22 protein-coding genes, 1 tRNA gene and 1 riboswitch are annotated in these 25,527 nt (G+C 50.0%); of the genes, 10 read left to right on the forward strand and 13 right to left on the reverse strand.

The window, feature by feature from the left end:
- Positions 1-22 precede the first annotated feature (22 nt).
- The 6 genes from nth (at position 23) to JIN82_RS09305 (ending at position 4,373) form a co-directional block, all read left to right on the forward strand.
- Positions 23-649 carry an endonuclease III gene (nth, locus tag JIN82_RS09280; protein ID WP_200311349.1) on the forward strand — a complete coding sequence of 209 codons (627 nt, stop codon included), beginning with the start codon at positions 23-25 and terminating at the stop codon, positions 647-649.
- Positions 650-796: 147 nt separating this feature from the next.
- Positions 797-1,225, forward strand: coding sequence for a hypothetical protein (locus JIN82_RS09285; RefSeq protein WP_200311350.1), 429 nt, complete (start codon positions 797-799; stop codon positions 1,223-1,225).
- Positions 1,226-1,294: 69 nt separating this feature from the next.
- On the forward strand, positions 1,295-2,137 hold the full coding sequence (locus tag JIN82_RS09290) for a prephenate dehydrogenase (RefSeq protein ID WP_200311351.1): 843 nt from the start codon (positions 1,295-1,297) through the stop codon (positions 2,135-2,137).
- Between the two features lie 25 nt (positions 2,138-2,162).
- The gene (cmk, locus tag JIN82_RS09295) at positions 2,163-2,834 is read left to right on the forward strand and encodes a (d)CMP kinase (protein WP_200311352.1); all 672 of its coding nucleotides are present in this window, start codon (positions 2,163-2,165) and stop codon (positions 2,832-2,834) included.
- Positions 2,835-2,854: 20 nt separating this feature from the next.
- Positions 2,855-3,463 carry a lysophospholipid acyltransferase family protein gene (locus tag JIN82_RS09300; RefSeq protein WP_200311353.1) on the forward strand — a complete coding sequence of 203 codons (609 nt, stop codon included), beginning with the start codon at positions 2,855-2,857 and terminating at the stop codon, positions 3,461-3,463.
- Between the two features lie 815 nt (positions 3,464-4,278).
- Positions 4,279-4,373, forward strand: a tRNA-Sec gene (locus JIN82_RS09305).
- A gap of 186 nt (positions 4,374-4,559) precedes the next feature.
- Here JIN82_RS09305 and JIN82_RS09310 read toward each other — a convergent pair.
- The 13 genes from JIN82_RS09310 to JIN82_RS09370 form a co-directional block, all read right to left on the reverse strand.
- Positions 4,560-5,561, reverse strand: coding sequence for a nucleotidyl transferase AbiEii/AbiGii toxin family protein (locus JIN82_RS09310; protein WP_200311354.1), 1,002 nt, complete (start codon positions 5,559-5,561; stop codon positions 4,560-4,562).
- Positions 5,558-6,169, reverse strand: a complete 612-nt coding sequence (locus tag JIN82_RS09315) for a DUF6088 family protein (protein ID WP_200311355.1) — start codon at positions 6,167-6,169, stop codon at positions 5,558-5,560. Before JIN82_RS09315 ends, JIN82_RS09310 begins: the two co-directional genes overlap by 4 nt.
- Before the next feature lie 140 nt (positions 6,170-6,309).
- Positions 6,310-9,552 carry a type I restriction endonuclease subunit R gene (locus JIN82_RS09320; protein ID WP_200311356.1) on the reverse strand — a complete coding sequence of 1,081 codons (3,243 nt, stop codon included), beginning with the start codon at positions 9,550-9,552 and terminating at the stop codon, positions 6,310-6,312.
- Positions 9,553-9,562: 10 nt separating this feature from the next.
- Positions 9,563-9,922 carry a four helix bundle protein gene (locus JIN82_RS09325; RefSeq protein WP_343221740.1) on the reverse strand — a complete coding sequence of 120 codons (360 nt, stop codon included), beginning with the start codon at positions 9,920-9,922 and terminating at the stop codon, positions 9,563-9,565.
- A 65-nt stretch (positions 9,923-9,987) separates the two neighbouring features.
- Positions 9,988-11,031, reverse strand: coding sequence for a virulence RhuM family protein (locus tag JIN82_RS09330; protein WP_200311358.1), 1,044 nt, complete (start codon positions 11,029-11,031; stop codon positions 9,988-9,990).
- A gap of 74 nt (positions 11,032-11,105) precedes the next feature.
- Complete coding sequence (locus JIN82_RS09335) at positions 11,106-11,729, reverse strand: SEC-C domain-containing protein (protein ID WP_200311359.1); 624 nt, start codon at positions 11,727-11,729, stop codon at positions 11,106-11,108.
- Positions 11,714-12,697, reverse strand: coding sequence for a CBASS cGAMP synthase (locus tag JIN82_RS09340; protein ID WP_200311360.1), 984 nt, complete (start codon positions 12,695-12,697; stop codon positions 11,714-11,716). The genes JIN82_RS09335 and JIN82_RS09340 overlap by 16 nt, the downstream gene beginning before the upstream one ends.
- A 2-nt stretch (positions 12,698-12,699) precedes the next feature.
- Positions 12,700-13,299 (reverse strand): Cap15 family cyclic dinucleotide receptor domain-containing protein, encoded by a 600-nt coding sequence (locus tag JIN82_RS09345; RefSeq protein WP_200311361.1) that lies wholly within the window; start codon positions 13,297-13,299, stop codon positions 12,700-12,702.
- On the reverse strand, positions 13,296-14,678 hold the full coding sequence (locus JIN82_RS09350) for a restriction endonuclease subunit S (protein ID WP_200311362.1): 1,383 nt from the start codon (positions 14,676-14,678) through the stop codon (positions 13,296-13,298). The genes JIN82_RS09345 and JIN82_RS09350 overlap by 4 nt, the downstream gene beginning before the upstream one ends.
- 59 nt (positions 14,679-14,737) lie before the next feature.
- Complete coding sequence (locus tag JIN82_RS09355; protein WP_200311363.1) at positions 14,738-16,429, reverse strand: type I restriction-modification system subunit M; 1,692 nt, start codon at positions 16,427-16,429, stop codon at positions 14,738-14,740.
- 623 nt (positions 16,430-17,052) lie between these two features.
- Positions 17,053-17,730 (reverse strand): HAD family hydrolase, encoded by a 678-nt coding sequence (locus JIN82_RS09360; RefSeq protein ID WP_200311364.1) that lies wholly within the window; start codon positions 17,728-17,730, stop codon positions 17,053-17,055.
- Positions 17,731-18,373: 643 nt separating this feature from the next.
- Positions 18,374-19,150, reverse strand: coding sequence for a DUF6933 domain-containing protein (locus tag JIN82_RS09365; protein ID WP_200311365.1), 777 nt, complete (start codon positions 19,148-19,150; stop codon positions 18,374-18,376).
- Positions 19,151-19,155: 5 nt separating this feature from the next.
- Entirely contained in the window at positions 19,156-20,142 is a 987-nt protein-coding gene (locus JIN82_RS09370; RefSeq protein ID WP_200311366.1) for a hypothetical protein, read from the reverse strand.
- Positions 20,143-20,286: 144 nt separating this feature from the next.
- Here JIN82_RS09370 and JIN82_RS09375 point away from each other — a divergent pair, with 144 nt between their 5' ends.
- The 4 genes from JIN82_RS09375 to JIN82_RS09390 all read left to right on the forward strand — a co-directional run bounded on the left by JIN82_RS09375 (position 20,287) and on the right by JIN82_RS09390 (position 25,409).
- Positions 20,287-21,045, forward strand: coding sequence for an outer membrane lipoprotein-sorting protein (locus tag JIN82_RS09375; protein WP_200311367.1), 759 nt, complete (start codon positions 20,287-20,289; stop codon positions 21,043-21,045).
- A 234-nt stretch (positions 21,046-21,279) separates the two neighbouring features.
- A riboswitch (cobalamin riboswitch) is annotated at positions 21,280-21,421 on the forward strand.
- 35 nt (positions 21,422-21,456) lie between these two features.
- Entirely contained in the window at positions 21,457-23,382 is a 1,926-nt protein-coding gene (locus JIN82_RS09380) for a TonB-dependent receptor plug domain-containing protein (protein WP_200311368.1), read from the forward strand.
- 317 nt (positions 23,383-23,699) lie between these two features.
- Positions 23,700-24,503, forward strand: coding sequence for an ABC transporter substrate-binding protein (locus JIN82_RS09385; RefSeq protein ID WP_200311369.1), 804 nt, complete (start codon positions 23,700-23,702; stop codon positions 24,501-24,503).
- Between the two features lie 102 nt (positions 24,504-24,605).
- On the forward strand, positions 24,606-25,409 hold the full coding sequence (locus JIN82_RS09390) for a hypothetical protein (RefSeq protein WP_200311370.1): 804 nt from the start codon (positions 24,606-24,608) through the stop codon (positions 25,407-25,409).
- The last annotated feature ends 118 nt before the right edge of the window (positions 25,410-25,527 follow it).

Genomic DNA, 25,527 nt, shown 5'->3' on the forward strand with positions numbered 1-25,527 from the left:
ATAATCGGCACGTTCTTGCTTTGTGAAAAAGAAAGAACGTGCCGATTTTATTTTGCATCGACTTGAGGAACTCTACCCGGAGACACCTATTCCTCTCGATCACCAGGATCCATACACCTTGCTCATCGCGGTTTTGCTTTCCGCTCAGTGTACGGATGCGCGGGTGAATACTGTCACCCCGGCATTGTTCCAGCTGGCATCCACACCAGAGGAAATGCAGAACGTTGACGTGGAGGCGATCAAAGAAATCATTCGCCCGTGTGGGCTGTCGCCGCGCAAATCCAAAGCCATCTCTGAGTTATCTAAGATACTTGTTGAGCAGCATGGCGGTCAGGTGCCACAGGATTTTGCCGCCCTTGAGGCTCTGCCTGGGGTGGGGCATAAAACCGCTTCCGTGGTCATGGCGCAGGCATTTGGAGTGCCCGCATTTCCTGTAGATACCCATATTCATCGGCTCGCCAAGCGGTGGAAATTGTCCGAAGGGAAAAATGTGGTGCAAGTTGAGCGCGACCTCAAACGGCAATTTCCCGAGGAAAAGTGGAACAAACTGCACTTGCAGATCATTTTTTACGGTCGCGAATTCTGCAGTGCGCGTGGCTGTGATGGCAAAACTTGTGAGATCTGCGCGCGTGTCCGGCTGCCATTATAAACCCATTGAGTTGGATTTGTTTGGTTAAGAAAAGATCAAATATACAGAAATATGAACGAATTTCTGAGACTAGCTTGACTTGAGCATGGAACTCATGAAAGCTGTCGGTGTGCTGTATTCAGCGACAATCACATAATAGGTCCCAAGATGAATTTTTCAGTCAAATCAATGCTTTTGCCAGTGGCGGCGTGCAGCGTGATCGCCGCATGTACCCCACCATATCCTCGTGACTATCGTGAGGGCACCAAGCCAATCGGCGCGCCAGTAGATCAGGGTGTAAACGACCCAAATCAACAGACAATCACAGATAATACGCAGACTCTGCAAACTCCGCAGGATCAAGCAAATGATCAGCTGGCTGGCCCGTTGGGTAATCCACTGCCACCAGTGACGGCTCCTCCAGTCAACAATACCGCCAAGCCAAACTATCCAACCGCATCACCAGTTCCTGGTAAAGATGGTTTTGTATTCAACCCATACACACACAACGTTGTAGATGTGCGTGGTATCGGCAGCGGCAAGCTTGTACGTGATCCAGAAGATCCGGATACAGGTCACAAATTCCGCGTACCATAGTTCGCGGTAATGTAATTTACAAAGATTTCAGCCGGGTCTTTTTAGACCTGGCTTTTTTATGATATTAAGATGAGGCATGTTTCAGTTATCGGCTGTGGGCTGCTAGGCGGGTCAATCGCGCTAGCTGCGGCGAAGTATTTCCCCAAAGTTTCTCTCTGGGGGCGTCGCCAAGAAGGGGTAGATCAGGCATTGGCAAAAGGGATCGCCGGGGCCACCACAGATCTAGCCGCCGCCATTGCTGAGGCGGACTTGATCATCCTCGCCACACCAGTGGGTGCCATGCCCACCGTGCTGGGGCAAATTTTAGCCATCCAGCCGGATCTGGCCTGTCTGCTCACCGATGTGGGCAGCGTGAAAGGATGCCCTCACGAGCTTCTGCCACCATTGCTGGCTGGCTCGCAGATAGAATTTATTGGCAGCCATCCGATGGCTGGCTCAGAAAAAGCAGGTGTGGAAGCATCGCGCCACGATCTGTTTGATGGCGCCGCCTGTGTCATCACTAACGACGAAGGCGTCGCTCAGGACAAAGTCGACCAGCTGGTAGATTTTTGGCAAAAACTCGGCTGTCGATGCTCCGAGCTCGGCGCGTCATGTCACGACGAAGTGATTGCTCGTGTCAGCCACATGCCACATGTGATTGCCTCAGTAGGTGCCACGGTTGGCTTAAAAAATCCAGCTGACGGTCAGCTAGCTGGCTCCGGTTTGCGTGATACCACACGTGTCGCCTCTGGCGATGCCAGCATGTGGGCAGAGATTTTATTGGAAAATAGACTGGCTCTTAAGGCACCTTTGCAGGATTGCCGAGACGAGTTAGATCGTGTTTTGGAAATGCTCGAGCGGGGTGATCGCTCAGCATTAGAGCAGTGGCTGGCAGCGGCTAAAGATAAGCGCGACCAGCTAGCCACTAGCTAGAAATAGTTATAGCGAATTGATAGATATGAACGGACAACAACATATTGCAGTAGCCATTGACGGCCCAGCTGCCTCAGGAAAAAGCACGGTCGCCAAAAAGTTAGCCAAATTGCTAGGATTAAACATGGTGAACACAGGCGCCATGTATCGCGCCGTCGTCTGGGGTGCTCTGCAGAAAAATGTTTCTCCTAACGATCCAGCTGCTGTTGTTGCCATGCTCAGTGATTTTGACTTCGAGTGCAAAATCAACCAAGGAAGCTCAGAAGTGTGGGTGGACGGCCAGCTGCTAGAAAGCGAGCTGCGCTCTGATGCGGTGAATGCCAATGTTTCCGCTATCGCCGCTATTGTTGAAGTTCGCGAGCTGCTCGTAGCCAAACAACGTGGCCTGCTACAGTACGGTAGCGTGATCATGGAAGGTCGCGATATCGGCTCAGTGGTTTTCCCTGATACACCTTACAAGCTCTACATCGACGCCAGCGAAGAAGTTCGCGCCGCGCGCCGTGCCGCAGATGGTGAAGTGGATGCCGTTGGTAAGCGCGACGCGCAAGATTCCAAACGCAAAGTTTCACCGCTCATCGTTGCCGATGGTGCTACTGTGATTGATAGCTCAGAGATGACTCTTGAGGAAGTGATAGAAGCTGCCGTTGCCGCTCTCACAGCTCAAGGATTGGATCAGAGCTTTTTAGATAGAAATTAGAACTCATCCCATTTATCGACATGAAACTTGTTTACTGGTTAGGCCAACGGTTTTTTCGTGCGTTTTCTCGTTCATTTTTCTCCTACCGTGTTGTCAACAAGGAGAAGATGGTAGAGGACGGTTCAGTATTGATTGCCTGTAACCACGAGAGTTTTCTCGACCCTCCATTCATCGCCGCCGCCTACGATAAAGAAAATTATTACGTCGCTCGCCATACTTTATTCCGTGGTCTGGGTGCCTGGCTATACCCGCGCTGGAATGCATTTCCGGTGCGCCAGGGTGAGGCCGACCTCAGCAGCGTGAAAAAAATGATCAGCCTGCTCAAACAGGGCAACCGTGTGGTCATCTTTCCCGAGGGGGCGAGAACATTAGATGGCAAAATCCAAGAAGCGCAAGCTGGTACCGGCATGGTGGCCGTGCGCTCAAAAGCACTCATCCAGCCAATCAGAATCGTTGGCGCCTTTGATGCGCTGCCTCGTGGCTCTGGCCGCATGCGCCGCCATCCTATCAAGCTCATTGTTGGTGATCCATTCTACCTCACCGAAGACGAGCTGAAAACCAAAGGCAGCGACGGCTACAAAAAAATCGCCCAAAAGATCCTCGATAAAGTCAGCGAACTCGAAGAGTAAGCCAGCTTCGACGAAGGGTATTCTAGCTAGACAATGACAGTTCTAGCTAGAGATTTAGCAGCCAGCTTCAGCTGAAATCCTAACTGCTTAGCTGAGTCTAGCAGGTTGGCAGATTTCACCAGCTGGAAATATTAACTAGTTCGTCAAGACTAGCTAGTTGGAAGTTCTAGCCAGTAGGGGAGTCTAGCTAGCTAGAAATCTTATCTAGTTAGGAGAATTTAGCCAGCTGTCGAATCTAGTCGGCGACGAGTTCTATTCGTCCGCATTCATCCACTTATCGGCATCGATCACGACCTATCGCTCGCCATAAAAATAGGTCCGAAGGACCGAGAAACTACAGCCCAGACCAAGGCAGGGCTGAAAGCCCAACGAAGGTCTGGGTAAACGCCCCAAAAGAACATGAGCCCCAAAGGGGCGAGAGAAAGCGAGACGTTTGAAATCGAGCTAGCCAGAAATCCTAACAGTCGACTAAGTTTGCCCGTAGCATGGCCTAGCCAGTTGGAGGTTCTAGCTAATAGGGGAATCCAACCCGTCCGCGTGCATCCACTTATCGGCATCGATCACGATGGATCGCTCGCTATAAAAATAGGTCCAAAGGACCGAGAAATTACAGCCCAGACCAAGACAGGGCTGAAAGCCCAACGCAGGTCTGGGTAAGGCCCCAAGATGACATGAGCCCCAAAGGGGCGAGAGAAAGCTATCTAGCTAACTGCGTTATTAGACCTAATGATTAGACGAATTGAACTTTTCTCACCAGCAGCGGGAATTAATCTTGCCGCTGTGCCTCATAAAGCTAACATTCGTTAACCTTATCCGGAGAGTGATGTGTGCCTGGTGGTCGCCGCGGTTTTCAAAACCGTTGAAGGGCTGTAATGGTCTTTGCTTGGTTCGATTCCTTGCCTCTCCGCCATAGCTTGTAATTACCCGTATTTAAAGGGTTTGAGGTTGCACGAAGGGTTCATTTCTAGCGACAAGTGAAAGAGCCAGTCGTGCCAGTTTGCCCCAAATATGGGGTGATATTGTGTAATTTCTGTGTAAGCTGCTTAAGTTTGATAATGAATTAGTTAGATTGGGCTGTGTTGGTATTCTCTGAGTTTTAAGGATGGTTGATCTCAGTTTCTAGCTTTCCTAACGATGTAATAATTTCGTCAAAAGTAGGTCGATAGTCGCCGAAAATCATCTCTTGCATCGCGTCATAATCTTTTTGCATGGCGGTGAGGACATGCACCGGGGGTACGAGTTTAAGTGACCCCGTAACGGCGTCATCATAGTTAGCCCAGTTACGCGGGTAGAATTTCTTCTTAAAGAGCACGACATCATTAAGGAGCTCTAGCTTTCTTAATGCAGACGCTTTTAGCGATGCATCGGCAGCCATCATAAAGAGATCGTAATAGTGGCGTGAGTAACGTGTGGGGGTAGGGGAGTCTTCGGGGCGGTTAGCTTCCTGATGAAGGATGGTAGCTTTTTCCCAAAAAGTGCGCTCTGCATCAATGGCCTGAACCATGCTATGAGGTTCATTAAATAGCTGCGGAAAATGCTCTGCTGCGTATGGCGTCACCTTATGCTTCGAATGCGGTAACCATGAGGCTAACGGGCCGATTTCAAGTTGGATGTATGGTAGTATGCCTATAGGGTTTTCTATCTTGGGGTATCTGACCCGTACAACGTGACCTTGATCTTTCTCATCAGCTTTGATATCTAGCTCACAATGGGAGCCAAGCGCTTTCTTTAGCCATGGCATCATCGTTTCAGCAATGTAAGTGATGGCGTTGTCGTTGAGGGTTTCGTTGATCTTGCTTTGCTGTCTCTTTGAGCGATCATCCATTGGGTTATGGTCCCGAGTCACTTGTCTCCAATCAAGAACGAGGTCGACGTCTTCTGAGAAGCGAGTGATCAAGCCAAAGACTTTTGATAGACTGGTTCCGCCTTTAAAGATAAGTAGTTTGGAGAGTTTGTTGTGCTCGAAGAGCTGTTTCAGCGTCCAGCAAACCCAAAAATCTTTCTCGATAATAGCCACTGAGCCTATACCCATGTGCGCCGCAGTCATGGAGAAGAGTTCATGGCGTTCCTGCGCGGAAAATGCGGCCACTCGGTTCATGATTCTGTGCGCTTTGAGATTTGTAGGATGAGGTCACTGACCCAGCCAGGGGCTGTTTTGGTGTCACGCAGGATTTTCTTCCACATTATTGGCGACCACTTCGCCGCTAGCTTTTGCTGAATTTCTTCATCGATGCGTGCTTGCCCTAATGCTTTGAGAGATTGAACCACCAGCTCACTTTCCTTGTGCTTGAATACTGATTCTTTGAGTGTTCTTTTTTTGAAGGTGAGCTCAAGATTTCCGATCTCATACGTTTTACTGGGTCCGTCGGAGAGGTAGACGCTTTGCGCGGGAACTTGGCTTGATAGTCCTAGGAGATTGAGTGCGGTATTTTCTGAAGGCTGAATACGCCAACCAGACCTGCGGGCCAGGGCGCGTGCGAGTTGATCAAGGTCTGGCCCCATCTCTGTGTTGAGCAGCTTGCTGATGCGTGGGTAGTCGTAGACCCCTCGCAAAACCCTACGAATGGTTCCTTTTGCCGCCAATTCAGATAGAGCTTTGCGTATGTCGGCATCACTGCCCAGATCTAAAAAGTCAATCTTGGAAAACGCCCAACCCCTATGGTTGCCGTATATCCTTGCAGATGTCTTTTTTTCAATAGATTGCATGCCTTTGTGATAACATTTTTTTTCACAAGTTGAAGGGCGTTTTTGTGAAATTTAGTCGAGATCGGCGGCAGCCTCGCTGAATTTACCGCCTTTGGCGAATGATGAATATTGAGGGCTGAATGGTGATGCGACTTGGCTGGCTAGCGGCTTTCCTGATACTTCTTAAAATTCTCCGCCTGCTCAAAGATCTCTTTATAGACTTCGTCGCGGTCGATCATTGGTGGGTAGCCCTTATCGGCTAGAGCCATGATGAGATCTACTTTCAGCTCGGCCTTGATATCAGCGCGCTGGCTCCAGTCGGTGTATTTGGTTTTGTCGTCGACGATGGACTTTACTTTCTCCGATAGAGGAATGAGTTTTTCCTCTGGGTAGTCGAACTTGTATTTGATCGCTAGAGCCTTGAGTATGTCGTAGAAGGCTTTCACTTCCATATCGGCAATGCCATCTGGCATATCGCCTTGGTTGTATTCTTTGGCCAGCTCATGGAACATTGCCAGCATCTCTTCTGCGAGGTCGTCGATGCCTTCAGCTGTCCAGGCTTCGCTTTCTTTGCGCTCGTTGTATTTCTCGACGAGTTTATTGAATTTTTCGGAGAAATCCACGCCCTTCATTTTGTTCACCTTTTTGAGCTCAGAGATCGCTTTTTTGAGAAGTTGCTGGAGCAGCTTTGCCTTGGTATTTGGCAGCTGGATATTGGAGATCTTGGTGAGGTAGTCTTCATTAAAGAGGTCGATCTGGCTGGCTTGGTCATCGCCGAGCTTGAAGATCTCTTCAACGCCGTCGCTCTTGATGGCTTCGTCTATCATTTCCCGCACCTTGGCATTCATCTGGGCGGTGTCCGGAGCATCGCCTTTGGTGAGCTTTGCAATGATCGAGCGGATCGCTAAGTAGAAGTGGATTTGGTCGCGCTCTGCTTCGGTGATTTCTTCCGCACCACAGCAGACATCGTAGGCGGCTTTCAGGCGCTTCACTAGTTGCATGAAGCGGTGTTCGATCTTGTCGGTGAGCTGGACGAACTCGGAGGCTCGGTTGAGGCAGTCTAGCTGGGCGACGGCATCACCAGCGAAATACGCGGTGCTGTCGAATACGTGAAACATCCTCGCCAGTAGGTCGAGGTGGTTGCGGACTTCGGTAATCGAGAGCTGAACGTCCTCGAAGTTGGTGGCATCCGTTTTTGAATACATAGCCAGCGCTTGATTCATGGCTGACTTGATACCGAAGTAGTCAACCACCAGCCCCTTGTCTTTGCCTTCGAACTTGCGGTTCACGCGGGAGATGGTTTGGATCAAGTTGTGCTTCTGCACGGGTTTGTCGATGTAGATGGTATCGAGGAATGGCACATCAAAGCCGGTCAGCCACATGTCCACTACGATGGCGATTTTAAAGTTCGACTGTGGATTCTTAAATTGGCCGTCGAGCATCTTGCGATATTCCGAGGAGCCGAGCACATCGTAGAGCTCCTTCGTGTCATCCTTGCCGCGAGTCATCACCATCTTGATGCGCTCCATCGGTTTGATTTGTTTCTTCTGCTGGTCGCTCAGTTCCACGCCTTCGGCGGCGACTCGCACCTCTGCCCATTCTGGGCGGAGTTTGATCACTTCCTTGTAGAAATCGTAGGCAATCTCACGGCTGGAGCTGACGAACATCGCTTTCCCCATAATGGTGGAGCCCTCTTCGATACGAGTCTCGTAGTGGGTGACAAAATCCTTAGCCAGTGCTGCCAGCCTATCTTTGTCGCCGAGGATGCTCTTCATGCTCGCCATGACCTTTTTGCTTTGCTCCACAGCGTAGTCGCTAGAGCCAGCCTCCATGCACCGCTGGTAGTAGGCTTCGATCTCCTTGAGTTTCGAGTTGTCAGCCAGCACTTTGGCGGCGCGTCCTTCGTAGACCAGGCGTACGGTGATCTCATCCTTCACCGACTCCGCCATGGTATAGGAGTCGACCACTTGGCCAAACACATCCAGAGTGGCATCAATTGGGGTGCCCGTGAAGCCAACGTAGGTCGCGTTTGGTAAGGAGTTGTGCAGGTGCCAGGCAAAGCCATAGGATTTCTTCACCTCGCTATCGGTGATGGTTAGCTTCTGGTCGAGATTGACCTGGCTGCGGTGGGCCTCGTCGGAAATACAGATCACGTTGCAGCGATCGGTGAGCAACTCGGCATCTTCATTAAATTTATGAACTGTAGTGAGAAATACGCCGCCACTCTTGCGGCCTTTGAGTTTCTTTCTCAGGTCACTGCGGCTCTGCACACTCTCAATATCCGCGTCGCCAATGTAGCCTTTAGCATTAGAAAATTGGTCAGAGAGCTGGGAATCGAGATCGGTGCGGTCGGTGATGAGCACGATGGTAGGGGAGGAGAACTCCACGCTCTTCATCAGCAGCCGAGCCAGAAAGAGCATGGTGAAGCTTTTGCCACAGCCGGTTGCGCCAAAGTAGGTGCCACCCTTACCATCACCTTCAGGTTTACGGTGAGCCGCTATGTTGGCAAACAGCTTGCGGGCGGCGTAGTACTGTGGGTAGCGGCAGACAATTTTTTCCTCGGTGCGTGAGACATCGGGCAGGTAGACAAAGTTGCGGATCACATCGATCAAGCGGCGTTTATCGAACAGGCCATTGATCATCGTGTGCAGCGAGTTGATGCCATCTTTTTCAATCACTTCATCGCCTGTGACCTTGCGCCATGGATAGAAGAAATCGTATTTGGCGAAGATGCTGCCAACCTTGTTATTCACGCCATCAGAGATCACGCAGAAGGCATGGTACTTCATCAGCTCGGGGATGTCGCGGGCGTAGCGGGTGGCCAGTTGCACGTAAGCATCGTGAATCGTCGCCTCTTCGCGGATCGCGCTCTTGAATTCAAAGACCACCAGCGGCAGGCCATTGATGTAGAGAATGCCATCCGGAATGCGTGTCTCGTGGCCGACGATCTCCAGCTGGTTGACGATCTTGAAAATATTCAGTCCACCGTGGAATTTTGCCGGCTCCTCAGCCACGATGGAGGGCACTTCACCGGGCTTCGGTTCCCAGAATGCCTCTAGCTCCGCGTAATCTATCAGCTGGACGTACAGGTCCTTCTGGCTGCGATCCTCCCGCTTCAGCAGGAAACCATCACACACCAGCTTCATGATCGCCTTGTTGCTGGCGTAGAGGTCGGCAGCCGAGTACGCATCCAGCTGCTTGATCACAGATTCTATTTCACCCGCCGTAATCTCATCATCGGCGTATTTTCTTGCGAGGAAGGACCGCAAGTCAGACTTGATCAAGACCTCTTCAGGAGCACGCGTGATCGCGGATCCCAGTACGTGAGGGAACCCTTGCTCGCCGAGGAGGCTGATGATGGCGGATTCTAGGGCAGCTTCGCTGAATTTTGAATGCTGAGTCATGAATGCTGAATTATTTTCGTTGTTGGGCTGTTTTGACGATGCTTGTGAGTATACGCACGACCTCATCGGCTTCGGTTTTAAGACCTTCAATTTTATCGGAAGTTACAAGCTCGGTAGCCTCCAAGAGCTTGATCCAATAAAGTGTTTCTCGGGCTTCTTTCCGTGAGATTGACATTTTCGCGATGAAATCCGCTTTGCTCTGGCCTGCTTGAGCTTCTTCAATGTTAGCTCCAATTGAAGTCCCTGAGCGAAGTAATTGGTTGGCTAATGTGCGAGGAACACCACTCTGCTTTTCAAGAAATTGGCAGAGCTTCACTATTCGCACGGCGAAATCAAAACTACGTTGGCTTATGTCAAATTCAGCATTCATCATTTATAATTCATCATTCGCCCCATGGGCGCCGGCTGATTTGAGTTGGGCTTCGGTGAATTTCATCACTTTGAATCTCCTTCCTTACTGAGATCTTCGAGGGTTTTGATGGAGTCAGAAGCGCCTCGTTCTTCCATCGAGATTCGTCTTCGTTCGGCGAATTGATCGTATTGCGTTTTGGCAGCCTCGTCGGCATCTTTCTTGGTCACTTTACCTCCGTGGGTGAGGACATCGCGGTCATTGAACTTGAGAAATTCGTCGAGCTTGGTTTGCCAGTCTTGCAGGAAGATCTGCTTGCGCCGTTTTGCCTGGTCGAAGGCAAAGTCCAGCCACATCACGACGATGCGGTTCAGCTCGTCGATTTCGTCTTCCTGCAGGTAGTTCTTGGCCACGGTCACATCGCCTTTGCGAACGATCTCTCCCTTCCAGACCGTCAACCCCATGTTCGGCAGGGAAGCGTCGGCGCGCTCGGCGATGAGTTCTGCGGCGGTGTGGCCGGTCGCGGCGAAGTGGAGCTTGTTCTGGATGATCTGGAAGAATTTGACCGAATCTTTTCGCGACGGCTCGTAGTCGGCGGCGAGGGCGAAGATTTCCCGGACTCGGAGATACACACGTCGCTCGCTGGCCCGAATGTCCTGAATACGGGCGAGAAGCTCATCGAAGTAGTCTGGGACGGCCGAGCTGCCTGAGATGTCGGGATTCTTGAGCCGCTCGTCGTCCATCGTGAAGCCCTTGACGAGGTATTCCTGTAGGCGGGTATTTGCCCAGCGGCGGAACTGAGTGCCACGGGGGGATTTTACCCGGAAACCGACGGCAAGAATGGCTTCCAGATTGTAGTGTTCAATCTCCCGTTTGACTTCTCGAGAGCCCTCCAATCGAACTATCCGGAATTTCCGGATAGTTGCTTCTGACGCGAGTTCCCCCTCCTCATAGAGATTTTTCAGGTGCTCGTTGATCGTGCGCACATCTCGATCAAAGAGTTCTCCCATCAAGGCCTGTGAGAGCCAGATCGTCTCGTTCTCGAATCGGCACTCGACCCGCGATTTACCGTCCTCGGTCGTGTAGAGGAGGAATTCGCCGGCTGGTGTGTCTGGTAATTCATCATTCATAACTTAGCATTCATCATTCGAACCCTTGAGTTCGCCTGCTTCGAGTTGGGCTTCGGTTAACTTCATGCTGATTATTAGGGAATTCGGAGTTTAAGAGGGATTTTTCTCAAAAGAGCTAAGTCTCTACTTTTACAGCAAACCTTGTATTTTTTTCCTGAATCACATGGGCAGAGCTTATTTGAATATCTGCCTTTTAATACTTTTGAAGGTACCATGCTCATAGCTTGTATAAGACCAGGATGGCCATGTGCGAAACCATGCCACGGTGGTTCTCCATGATGTTGTAGAAAAGAATACCAGTAGAAGAATGGGATGACTTTTTCATAAAGAAAGTTGGTCACTCCATTCCACTGATATTCTGGGAAAATGCCCAGGCAGCAGCTCCCATCAGATGTATCAATATGGCGCTTGCTGTCATCAATTTCTCCCGCCTTAAGACTCGTAGCTATGCGTTCTGATTCTTCATAAACGACCGGGAAGCCAAAAGTATCCCTATTACTGAAATCAATTTTGATTTCATAGCTGTCCTCGATGTAAGATTCGCCGCAGTTAGAATAGATGATCTTCTGGTCTTTGCGGTCACAGCTACATGCGAAGGATAGTGTCCCCCAAATGCAGTTTCGTGCACGGCTAAAATTTAGACCGGGAAACTCCAGGTCGAGCGCCTGTAGATCACTCTGTTCTACTGTGAACGCCATGGGTTCGATGCTGCGACCGCCTTGTTAGAGTGGTTTGCTGATTTTGTTTCTTCTTCTTTTTTTAGCCCCAGAGGGAACCTATCTCCTAGCGATTTTCTCCACATTAGAGACGCCTCATACTCGCAATCTTCGTTTTTAGCTAGGTCAGCTTGGTTTAGAAGCTTCGTAAACTCATCTTTTACATTATCGGCCTTGTATCCGGACAGTAAGTCTTCGTGGCAAGGTGTGGTAGGTCTGTAGCAGCAGAAAAATCTATCTAACTCTTCCTTGATGGCCCTCACAGTCTCGCGTAGTGCTGCATCATCATTCGAGTTTGAAACGTAGTTGTTGCATGCAAGAATAGTGAGAATAAATCCGGAAGGTAGTTTAAGACTACTATTTTGTGTTTCTCTGTGATCCTTCCAAGCCTTCAGGTAACGTATAATTCTACGCAGTTGTCCCACTTCGCTTGAATCAGATATTTTCTGGTCTACCCAGTTCTTAAACTCTCTCGGGTCGCTATCTGTGTAGCCCTGAGACTTGTGTGCTAGCTGCGGAGTGTCATCGTCATTTTCCATCCAGTAAGAAGGCAAATCGATATGGTGCCCATCGGCATATGTGACCCTTACGCATGTTGATTTATCTATCACTGGCTGGTCAGTATGACCTTCGACAGCCGCCTTTATACGGTCATGATATGTTTCGGGGTTTTTTCTATCAGCCTCCTTACAGATGAAATACACGCCATCATCGAGATCGTACTCTTCGGTAGGGTCTCCATTTACATCCTCACCCTTTATAGGGTTCAAGTTTGTATCAAGAGGGTAAGAACCTTGAGAGTGGAACTTAGGATCGCTCCAATCCTTTTCTTCGAAATAGTCACGAATTTTCTGTCTTAATGCATCTCGGTTTGATTCCAGTTTCTTCTTCTTAGAATCTGTGAGCTTAATTTTTTTATTAAAGCTAATGAATAGGTTGTGGGTGTTCATGTTTATGAGGTTTGTTTTGTAGCTGTCATGCAGCCTTTTGTTTGAGGGTCTCTATTCGTAAAATAGTAACCATCTAAAGTGGTGAGAGTATCGGTTTGATCTATATGCAGAACATTCATTCCATCGTGTGGATTTAAAGTATCTCCATTGAGACAGGAGCCAGGGTTGTGATAGTAAAAATATAGTGAATGGTCTCCAACTTCATCTGTGCTAATGAAAGCCTCTAAGCTTGTTGATTTAGTGGGAGGCTCTTCGGTTTCCTTTTTGGGAAATGCAGTCGTTACCTTGATTTTTGAGCACGTTTGCTTGATAAATAATGAACATTCACGGCTTTCCCTAGTGCCTGTCCTATTGAACTGTATATTGCCTATATATGTGCCGTTTAAGTCTGGGACTGTATTGAGTTTGTCGAGCCAGGGGATGTTCCACAGGTAATTGTCGTAAAGCCACAAAAGGAGACCAACTCCAACGCTCGGGCCAATTCCCAAAAGTATGTCGTTGTCCCACGCATACCTTTTTAAAATTAAAGCTAAACCAGCCCATGTGAGAGCAATTAATGAAACTAAAGGGCCAGATTTATAGTATCTAAAATTGATATTCATAATACCAGTAACGGTTTGCATTCGGGGATGCGGAGTTCTCTAGAGATGAGTTTGGGAAGAAGAGTGTCGCGGAGTTTAGTGAGGGTTTCGGTTGAAGCGTCCAGCTGCAGTTGCTTCTCCTGCGTTGATTTTAGGACTTTGTCTGTAAAGAGTTCGACTAGCTCTAGGTTAGGCGGCAAAGCCACCTGAATCCCAGCGAGGACATCGAAAGTGATTTGCGGGAAGGTTCCTGACCGAGACTCTGCTAGCATTTGCAGGTGATCGATTGTGGAATCCTGTTTTAGAATCAAATAGGCGAACAATGAGCTAATCTCGCTGGTTGCCCTAAGGACCATTAGTTTCGTGGAGACTACATGTTGGGCGCCATCGATATGAACGTAAGCAAAGCGTCGGTTTCTGGGACGAATCTCGCTGTAAAGAATGTCGTGTTTCTGAATCGATTTCTTCGCCTGCCCGGGAAGCCCAGCTGTTGCCGAGTAGTCTGCGTGTAGGAACCTTCCATCTAGAATGTCGCCTGTATTGAGGAAGATGATCTCATCGACAGTCTTCAATGGGTAAGTGTCAGAAACTGAGCGCAACATTTGCCCCATTTGTTTCGCCGCCCAACCCTCAGGAATCCAGCCTAGTTCTTCGGTGAATTGGAAGGCGGCGGGGAAGGCTTTGGCGGCTTCGCGGTTCGCGGTGCCGTTGGCGAGTGCTTTCTTGCGGACTTCGGCGCGGGGGGCGAGTTCGTCGGGGATGGGGTTGCCGGCGGCGAGGGCATTGTCGATCACCGGGTCAAAGTCCACAAACCAGCTTTTGAAGAGCGCCTGCGCCATCCCTTCCAGCGTCGCATTCATCCGCCGATTCAACTCAATCTTGTCATCGAAGGAGTCTAGGATGTCAGTGATTTTTCTTATCTCATCGTCCGGAGGGCACCTAAAATAAAAATCCTCGATCGCATCTTTTGTTATCATGCGAACGGTTGTGCCTTTTGAACACGACAAGATCCGATTCCTGTATTCAGCCCCTCGCAGCAACCAATACAAAAAGCGATTCGGGATATCGGAGTGATTGGTGAGCTTATAGAGGTTAGTGGCGACGATTACATCGCGACCTTCCAAGTATTCAGGGATAATCGCAGGGAATCCGAGGATGGGGAGGTTGTCGGACTGTTGTCTTGTCGCGATGACAATGTCGCCTGGTTTCAATCTGTGGGTCTCGGGGAATTCTCCACCATAGTTTCTACAGCCGTTGTCGAGAAAGCGTTCTGAGAACGAAACGCATCCCATTCCTACAAGTTTTGAGTCACCCTTGCCGATGAAGCTACCTTTGTAAGAGAAACCTCCTCGGATCTCGATCAGATCGCCCAGCCGGACGGTTTCCCAACTATTTCCCATACCCCAAGCCCTCCGGTGCGCCTGCGGCGAATGATGAATGATGAGTTATGAATGTTGAATTATTCTTCATAGCCGAGGGATTTGAGGTTTTGGCGGATCGTTTGGTCTAGTGCGGTCGCTTCCTTCATCTGAGAAAAGAGAGTGGCGCTGAGGTCCTTCATTTTTGTTTCGAATGGAATCCCATCGTCTTCGAGCGCGGCTGCGCCGACATAGCGGCCGGGGGTGAGGACGTAGTCGTGAAGTCGGATATGTTCGAGAGTGGCGGATTTGCAGTAGCCGGGGACGTCTTCGTAGGTGGAATGATGAGTGCTGAGTTCTGAATGCTGAGTTTTCAATTCATCACTCATCATTGATAATTCATCATTCGCGCACGTGCTCGCTCTCCACGAGTGATAGGTCTCGGCAATCTGCGCAATATCTTCCACCGACAATTCCTTTTGCGTGCGCGAGATCATGGAGCCGATCTTGCGGGCATCAATGAAGAGGGTCTCGCCCTCGCGATTGCGGTAGTCGCGCTCGCTGTCGGCCTTTTTGTTTTTGGTCAGGAACCAGAGGCAGACGGGGATCTGGGTGGTGTAGAAGAGTTGGCCGGGCAGGGCGATCATGCAGTCGACGAGGTCGTTCTCGACGAGCTTTTGGCGGATCTCGCCTTCGCCCTTGTTGCTAGTGGACATGGAGCCGTTGGCGAGGACGAAGCCAGCGACGCCGTTTTCGGAGAGTTTGCTCACCATGTGGAGAATCCAGGCGTAGTTGGCATTGCCGGTGGGCGGGGTCTCGTAGCCGTTCCAGCGTCCGTCGTTGACGAGTTCGTCGGGCCCGCGCCAGTCTTTCAGGTTGAAGGGGGGATTGGCCATGATGTAGTCGGCCTTGAGGTCGGGGTGTTGATCCTTGAAGAAGGTGTCGGCGGGGACTTCGCCGAGGTTGGCGGAGAGCCCGCGCACGGCGAGGTTCATCTTGGCCAGCTTGTAGGTGGTGGCGGTGAACTCCTGCCCGTAGACGGAGATGTCCTTCTTGTTGCCGTGGTGGCTTTCGACAAACTTGATGGACTGGACGAACATGCCACCGGAGCCACAGCAGGGGTCGTAGATTTTGCCGCGGTAGGGCTCGATCATTTCGGCGATGAGATTGACCACGCACTTCGGGGTGTAGAACTCGCCACCGAGCTTGCCCTCGGAGGCGGCGAATTTGCCGAGGAAGTATTCGTAGACGCGACCGACGGTGTCCTCCTCCTTGTCCTCGACGGTGTCGATGTTGTTGATGGCATCAATGAGGGCGGAGAGCTTGCTGCCATCGAGCCCGAGACGAGAGAAGTAGTTGTCGGGCAAGGCGCCCTTGAGCGAGGCATTGCTCTTCTCGACGTCGGTGAGGGCGGAGTCGATCTTGATGGCGATGTCGCCCTGCTTAGCATGCTGCTGGATGTAGGACCAGCGGGAGGTCTCTGGCAGATAGAAAACGTTCCGCATGGTGTAGAACTCGACCATGTCAAGGTAGTCCTGCTTGCCCTCGGCCACGAGCTCGGCGCGGCGCTCCTCGAACTTGTCGGAGACGAACTTGAGGAAGATCAGCGAGAGCACGACGTGTTTGTATTCCGACGATTCAACGGAGCCGCGCAGCTTGGTGGCGGTGTCCCAGAGAGATTCCTCGAAGGATTTATTCACGACTTTCTTAGCGGCTTTTTTGGCCGTCTTCTTTTTAACCGCTTTTTTTGCGGCTTTGGTGGCCACCTTGCGGGCGGATTTCTTGGCTGGCATGTATGTGAAGTGAGTTTAGTGACTCTGGGTCAGTGGATTGTGTGAATCGTTGCCCGCGTCAGGTGATAGATGGGGGTAACAAGTTTTATTGATAACAGATAATGTGCTAAATCGAAGCTGATAGGGGAAGAAGAAAATTGTAGGATTTGTTGTGTGATAGAATTGCGAGATCTGGCAATCCTTGAGGTTGAAGTGTGGAGTGAAAGAATGAGTTTTGTTAGATTGGATCTAACTAGCTGGCGGAGTGGTGTTTTCTGGCGTCCCTTCAGGACGCGTTAGGGGGCTGAGTATTCTCGGGGCTGAAGCCCCGAGCTTTGTTCTTGAGCGCTTTCAGCGCAGTGGCGCAATCCCTACGGGATTGAAGAGAGAAGGGTGAGGAGAGAAGAGTGAATTCCTGCACGATGAAACCTGGCTGGCGGCAATCCCTGCGGGGTTGAAGAGAGAAGGGTGAGGAGAGAGGAGTGAATTCCTGCACGATGAAGCCTAGCCTGTGGCAATCCCTACGGGATTGAAGAGAGAAGGGTGAGGAGAGAAGAGTGAATTCCTGCACGATGAAGCCTAGCAGGCGGCAATCCCTGCGGGGTTGGTGGAGGGGGCTATTGTAAGGTCTTGTTAGCTAGGAGCTAAGCGCGGTCCGATTTTTTAGATGTTAGCCAGTCTGCGACTGCGGCTACGTCTGGAAACTCGGGTATCCAGTTGAGTTCTGCGGGCAGGTCGCTGGTGAACTCGCAGCGCAGGCGAACCGGGTGGGCGCCGGAGTCGATCGCTGCACATTGGTTGTAGATGCGATCGTCTACCAGAATCGTTTCTTCTGGCTTGAGATCGTATTTTTCATAGGCCTTCCGAAGGCTGTCGGCTTTGGCGGTATCCTGCATGAATTCACCATGTTGCACGCATTCTATGGTGAGGAAATCGGTGACCGGGGCTAGCACCTCGTTGAGGTAAGCCGTTTTGGCTACGACATCGAAGGTGGCCGACATGGTGAACTGACGGTAGCCAGCTGCGTCAAGGCGTTTGAGGGTTTCGATCACGCCTGGGTAAAGCGGACGGTTGCGGAAAAAAGATTGGTCTGCGCAGAAGTCACGGTCCATCTCCACTCCGAGCTCAGGGTGGGTTTTGAGTTCGAGTGCGCCGTATTCGGGCAGGATAGGCAGAACCTCCGGCAGTTGCTCCCACTTCAATCCTGCATAGCGGTCGCGGTAGTTCGGGTGCTTGGTTAGAAAGTGGAAGTACGCGTAGTTGAGGTCGGCTAAGACACCGTCGACGTCCCAGAAGATGTTTTTGATTTGAGATGGATTCATGAGTTAGGTGAGGTTCTCGCGCTGCGACTCCTTCATAAAGGTTATCCAGCTAGGGCGGGTGACCAAGCTGGATGGCATCGCATATGGAGTTAGCTATTTATACCCCGTAGCTAGCAAGAATATATTTTCAATGATCGGTGATTGAAGAGAGAAGAGTGAGTTTCCAGCACGATGAAGCAATCCCTGCGGGCTTGAAGAGAGAATGGTGAGGAGAGAGGTGTGAATTCCAGCACGATGAAACCTAGCTGAAGGTTCTGGCTGCATTGGTGAAGGGGGGCGATTAGGTGATCGTGTTAGCTTGGGGCCAAGAGTTGGTATTGATCAACTGTTGATCAATACATACCAGATCGTAGATCGCGCTGTCATGTTAGCTTTGAGCCAAGAGCGGTGCTAAAGCACACGCAGTCTAGATGCCGTACCTTCATCCCGCGTCTGCGGGAGAACCTTAGGCCGCAGGCCGTACTTTAAGCATAGCGAACCTTAGGCAAAGCCGTACTTTCAGCGTAGCGCACCTTAGGTGAAGCCGTACCTTCATCCCGCGTCTGCGGGAGAACCTTAGGCCGCAGGCCGTACTTGCAGTGTAACGAACCTTAGGTGAAGCCGTACCTTCATCCCGCGACCGCGGGAGGACCTTAGGCGAAGCCTAACTTTTTAACCCTGGGTGGTAGTCGGCGAGCTGGATGACGTTGCTTGGTAGATCTCGCTGTTGGATTTGTTGTTCAGCTGGATCGACCAGTTGGGTGAGCTCGTGTGACTGGTGGAGGAATTGGTTGAGCTGGCTGGCGGAGACGTCGGTATATTTGCCGATGAAGTCGCTAAAGAATTCGTCCTGCGGCATGAACAGGTCTTGTTTTGCTTTTGTGCTGCGCGGGATTTCGTTGAGTTCGCTGTCGATTTCTGATGCGTCATCGAAGTCTTGTGGCCAGTCGAGTTCATCGCTGAGGATAGAATCGAGAGATAGTTTAAGGCTGTTGAGTGTGCCGATGACTGAGCTGTTGGAGCGTTTGATGATCAATGCTGACTCGTGGCGGTCGAAATAACGGTCTTCTAGCTGGCTGAAGTTGTTGCCATTGTCGTCTATCAGTTTTGCTGTGGTGGCTTGCTTGAACATGTTGTTGAGCAGGCGCATATAAAACTCGTCGAGAAACCCTTCGAAGTCACCTTTTTTGAGATTGGTGAAGCACATGCTATAACGTGTTTTATGGTGCATGGCGACCAGCACATTCTTGCGCTGGAATTTCAAAACATGCACTGCCCACTGGCTGATAAATGGCTGTGGGCTGCCGTCTGGCTGGGGGAGAAGGACTGAGTCTAACTCGGGGTCTTTATTGTCGTAAGGGACTACGGCGCTTCGTTTTTCTCCCTTGCGCACGACGGTGAAAAAGTCGCAGGCGGCTTTTGATGCGTTAAATACGATCATTCAGGTTAGAGCTCGATGGTGAAGTCGCTATAGCTTTTGATTTCGCCCGATAGAGAGCAGTCTGTTAGCCAGTCGATGAGCAAGTTGACCTCTGAGCTATCGCCTTGGATAGATTCTAAGGCAGGCCAGTCGATGTGTGATTTTGGTTTGGACGAAGTGATGCGGCTGATGTCTAACCTTTCCATCAATGCTTCTGTCTCACGCGGGTGAGCATTGAGGATGTTAGCTGGACGGGGGAGTTCGTCTAGCGCCTCAGCGGTGAGGCCAAATGTGGTGATGCCGATGCCGAAGGTGGAGCTGAGCTTACGCATGGATTCAGCTAGTGCTTCGTCTTCAATAGGTGCGGCGTAGAAGAGCTCGCCACTCTGCGACCACTGGGCGGCGCTGAGTGTTTGATAGAAATCTTCGCGGAAAGTATCGTGAGTAGGCTGGATGCGCAGGCGCAGGGCGCTGAGGCGGAATGGCGGCAAGCCGAGGTGGCTTTTCAACCGCAGTACGGACGATGGGTTGTCGATGTTAGCAGTTTCCCAGTCAACCATCACCAGCTCGGGAAATTTCCACAGGTTGCCTAATGGGGCGACGCTAGAAAATGGCTCGCGGAAGATGAATGGGAAGCGACCATTGATTTCACACCAACGAGTCACCACTGCGCGGAATTTTTTGATCCGCATGAGCACGTGGTCGACGGTGCCAGAATCTGACATCAGGTCGTCTAACCGTCCTTGTGAGAATGAGAGCAGCTCTTGGGCGCCAGCTAGAGCTGGTACCGGAGCGGTGCGGCGGTAGTACCCTTGGCCTTTTTCTACCTTAGCAATCGGCGAGGTAGGATCGCACGACATGATAGAAAAGTGATAGCGCAGCGATGCATCTGAGTAATGGCCGTCCAGCTTCATGCGTACCAGGCGAATCAGCTCAGTCCCTTTGATGGCTTCTTTAGGGTGGGCTGGGAGTAAATTTGGCAGGGTGTCGTTTAATTGCTGGCGAAGGCTCATGGTCGTTATGAATGCGTCGTCTCTGTGGGCGAGTGCTCAGTGCAGCAGAAATCAGGATGTGGTTTCGCTCAAGGATGTTTTTAAAAAATCAGCAAAAATCGGCATTTTGTGAATAAGTTTTTGAAACTAGTTGTCTCACTGAGCATGACGTGTTTATTTATGCCCATGAAGTTAGTACGTGTTATTTGTGTAATTTCAGCCTTAGCCGGCTGGCTGACGTTGACGAGCCAGCCGCTTCGTGCGGAGGCGGATGCTTTTGCTGACCAGCTACTTGATGGTGTTAGGCTTTCTACCGTTCTGCAGGGAGACAAAGACATGCAGGGGCGATTGTCGAAGAAAGGTAAAAATACCCGTGTGAGCCTGTTCATGCGTGGCAAAGATATCCAGTTCCAGTACGAAGACAAAGTTTGGCACAAATTCCACATGCGCCTCAGAGATGATAAAGCCGAGCTGTTCACGCTGGACGAAGCTGGCAAAACCAAGAGGTTTGATGATAAACGACTGGCTGAGCCAGTGGCTGGTACGGATCTAACCTATGAAGATCTATCATTCCGTTTTCTCTACTGGCCAAATGCTAAAGTGATAGGCCGCGATAAGATCAAAGGCCAATGGTGCCACAAGCTGAGTGTGCAGAATCCAGACCGCAAAGGGGCTTACGCGCTGTGCCATATTTGGATCGATGAAAAACACAATGCGATGATGCAGGTGGTTGGTTTTGATAGCAAGGGACGTCCATTAAAGCGCTTTAAAGTCGACTCTATCATGAAGGTTGGCAAAGCCTACACGCTCAAGGAGATGCATGTGGAAACCGTGGATCCAGCTACTAACCGTGTCACCGGCATGACCAAGCTGCGCTTCAATGAGGCTAAGGAGGTTAAGCCAGCTGGGCGTGGCGGTTTGTAAATCTATCACAACAAGCTGATTTTTTTCTAATGACCGCGGGGGGAGACCCTCGCGGTCATTTCTTTTATGCGCTTACAGTTAGTGTGTTAGCGTTGAGTTCGGCTGTGATTTTCCAGCTGGAATACGACTAACTGCAGACGTTAGTTTATTGAGCAATATATGCGTTGCTTCTGTATAAATCAGGGTTGATGAATAGAAAAAATGTGTTCAGCTTCCCGAGTCATCCAGCACCCGCTGGATAGACATTTCATAGGACGCTCGTGGCACGAGCAGGAAATAGATGGGGAAGCCAGTGAAATTCTGGCACGGTAGCGCCACTGTGATGAATGAGCCAGCTCGTTCAAGTCAGACATCCAGCCTGTGAAATGGAGTTTTAGGGTCCGCGCATTTACGGACAACTGGACACAAAACATGATAAAAACAAATGACGCACCTGTATCAGGTGCAGGACAGTTGGGCTTTGCTACTTCAGGCAAAGCGAAGGGAGTAGTTTGCACATTCGGCCTCAGCGCTGTGATGGTGATGGCTGGATTAGCCGAAGAACAAGCTGCTAACGAATCTGTATTAGCCGAAACAACAATCTTGGCTAACAAGGTGGAAATGGAACTCGCCAAAGTCGGCAGCCAGACCACCGTGCTCGACGTCGAGCAACTCGACGAACAAGGAATCCGCACACTGCAAGACGCCCTGCAATTTGTACCGGGTGTGATTTCTACTTCTACTTCAGGCCCTAAAGGTCAACCAAGTAGCATTTTTCTGCGAGGAACGAATACGTCCTATACTCAGCTGAGAGTCGACGGAATGCGTCTGAATGATGCTAACGGCTTTAGTTCTAACTTCCTGAGTGCGGCTGGTATGGCTGACTTGCCATATGTGGAAATTTTACGTGGTCCTCAAGGCGCGCTTTATGGTGCTGACGCTATCGGTGGTGTTGTTGGAGTGAATACTCGTCAGGGTCAAGGTGAGCCAAGTGCTAGAGTTCGCGCTGAGCTTGGATCATTCGATTCATTTTTAGGTCAGGCTCAGGCGCAAGGCCAAGAAGGAAACCTTTCATATAATGCAGCGATTGGTTATCAGACGACTGATAACGATAATCCAAACGGAGATGCGCGTTCAAATGCAGCGACCTACAGCTTGCGCTTAGATCACATCGGCGATAATGGCTTGCACCTAGGTGCCACAGTTAGGGGAGCAAATAGTGAGTACTATATTCCTGAAGAAGCCCCGCCAGGTGAGTCACAGGTAAATGAATTAGATTACGTTTTAGGTACAGTGTTTGCCCAAGCTCAAATCAATGAGCTGTGGCACAGTAAGTTGACATTTGGTCTTTATAAAGAAGATCATGACAGTGACAAAGGTATCTGGGGGGCTAACTCCTCAAACTATCAGCGTCACGCTGCATACTGGGATAATACATTAACTTGGAACGAAAATCATACGACAGTAGCAGGTGCCGTCTATGAAAGAAGCCGTAACGAGACATCCTACTTCGGTAAGCAGGCTACTGATCAGTTTGGTGGCTACGTGAACCATGTTTGGCAGGCAACTGACGCGCTTAGTCTAACTGGTGGTTTGCGCTGGGAAGATTACGATACTTACGGTGATGAATTCACTTGGAGATTAGCTGGAGCTTATGTGATTGAGCAAACTGGCACCATCGTGCGCTCAAGTGTGGGCACGGGTTATAAGCCGCCTAGTGAGTACGCAGTGATTCACGCTAAAGATGGCAGAAGCTTGAGTGCGGAGAGTTCCATCGGCTGGGACTTTGGTATCGAGCAGGCATTTTGTGATAGAAAATATGTGGCTTCAGTAACTTACTTTGATACACGCATTGATGATGCTGTGGTGGATGATGGTTATTTCGATTACGATACCTACGAGTCAGTTAGTGAGTACGTAAACCTGAGTGATCGCCAGCAAGCGAATGGTATTGAGGCTGCATTTAATGCCAAATTCCTCAATGATAGAATCTTGGCTCAGCTGACATATACATGGCTCGATAACAATATTGCGGGAAAATCTTCTCAGGGGCAGCCGAGAAATTCAGGTTCAGCTAGACTGCACGGTGTCATCACTGATGAGCTGGGCGCTGGTTTTACTGTCAATTACTACGGTTCACGTGATTGGGGATTTAGTGACCCTTTGAGTGCTTACACATTGGTCGGCCTGTATGCTAACTACGAGCTTACTGAAAACGTCACACTTAATGCACGTGTTGAGAACCTTTTTGACGAAGATTACGAATACGCTGCGCACGGCTATAACTACTTACGCGGCGATCAGGTGATCTCAGGAAATGGTCGTGGGATTTACGGTGGCGTGACTGTCACTTGGTAAGTTTAGACTGTCCATTGATATAGCTTTTACCTTCGGGTAATCATAGGTTGAAAGGTTGCTCACCGGACGCAGAGTAGCCTTTCAGCCTTAATACCAACCTCCCAGTTAACTAGTCGGAATGGTTTTGATTTTAGGCTGTGAAAATAGGCTAGTTTAATAAGCTGAGTTTATTATAAAAACCTCCTGTCTTTTCCATTAGGCCTGTGTTTATCGGTGATCGAGTAGATGTGCTACACGACAGCCTCTCGCCTTGGCTTAAAGGAAAACCCAGTTCGCCATTACGACAATTTAACTGCTCAAATGGTATAACTTTTTTTATGAGAACGATACATTGCGAGTACCTGGACCATCGATTCCAGCTGGAAAAATCACCTATGCGGGTGGTTAGTTTATTGTCTTCAGCCACGGAGGCGATGGATAAGATGGGTTTGCTAGATCGCATTGTTGGAGTGTCTGAGTATTGCGACCGCTATGTGCAGACGGATGCGCCGGTAGTGGGGCAGTATCTAAATTGCGACATCGAGCAGATTAAGGCGCTGAAGCCTGATTTGGTAATCTTGACTACGGGCATTCAACGTAAGCTTGGCATGAAGTTAGCGGCGGCTGGCTTGCCAGTTTACGCGCTGAATTTGCCACAAAGTTTTTATGGTATCCTAGAAAACCAGCGCATTCTGGGTGGTTTGCTAGATGAGATGCAGCTGGCTAACGACCTCAATGCAAAGATGCTAGACCAGCGAGCTGAGCTAAAACTTCATCATCCAGCGGAAAAACCACGCGTGTACGTCGAGCTATGGTTAGGCAAACACGAGCGTGCTGTTGGTGGGTTGAGTTTTATTTCTGATTTGGTAGAAATGGCTGGCGGTATTTCTATCTACGCGGATCGAGCGGAGGCTTACATGCGCACTGATTACGATGAGATTGCGGCGCTCAATCCGGACGTTTATATTTGTTTTTATGAACCCGAATTTGTGGTGAATGGTGAAGAGCTGAGCCGCCAGCGTGGCTGGTCGCCAGAGATTAAGGTGATTCACTCTATTGTCGATTGTGGCCAGAATGTGATTCAAGAAGGACCTAGCTTGCTAGACACCGCTAAGTGGCTACAAAAGCAGCTGTTGGCTTAATCGGTCAGCTATTGCGCGGCAGGAATGATGATATAAACAGCTGTCTTTAAATGGATTGTTAATATTATTTGATGATTCCAGAATCTGAATTATTTAATCTTCATGCAATTTAACGAGTACCGTTTTGCAGCAAGCATGCTGCTAGTAGGCGTGGTGACCACATCTGGCGCCTTGGCTAACTACGATCCTTCAAACCCAGCAAGTACAGGCAGCCAAATTTCGGCGACGCTTGGCTATCGTGACTTCAAACAAGGTGAGGCGATGACCGAGATGCGTATGAATTGGGGGCTGACTGCTAGCCCTAACGATGTGCTGAATTTCGACTTTGGTTACGGCTGGCACGACGGCAATGCTAGAGGGAAAACGGACTCAGGTCTGACTACAACGCATTTCAGCTGGATCCATGATTTTGGCATGGATACGTACATGAGCGAAGGCTATCAGGGGTTAGCGTCGGCATTCGAGTTAGATCTAGCTGGACGCGTGCGCGGTACTGGTGGTCAGAATGTTTTGAGCTTCAGCATGATCCCTGGATTTGGCATGGCTGATGGCGTTTCTGCCTACATGGGGCTCGGTCTAACGAGTTCATGGGATAAAGATTTTGCACGACACAACGGCTTAGGTTTTGATATTGCACCAAGTTTGATTTTCCGTCCTTACCAGATGTGGCAGGGTGGTTACGTTGAGGTGGTTCCGCGCTTTAAGTCATTTTTCACCGGCAATCTGAGCGGCGAAACAGCAACTACATTAGAGATCAATACTGGCGGAAATATTACCCAAACCTTCATGTGGACATGTGGATTCCAAAAGAATTTCAATGTTGATTTGGAAACCTATCGCCACGGTCGTTATACCAGCCCGAAAAACGATTGGCGCCTGAATCTCGGCCTCACTAAGAGTTTTTAATTTACTGACGTCGCCGCTCTGGCGATGGCATGAGAAGCGACTTTTCCAGCTGGATGAGTCGCTTTTTTATGATTTCTTAATAGTTGGTATTTTAGCTAAATGTCGCTTAATTGACCTA

It is taken from the genome of Persicirhabdus sediminis (genome assembly GCF_016595495.1).
GTDB lineage: Bacteria > Verrucomicrobiota > Verrucomicrobiia > Verrucomicrobiales > Akkermansiaceae > Persicirhabdus > Persicirhabdus sediminis.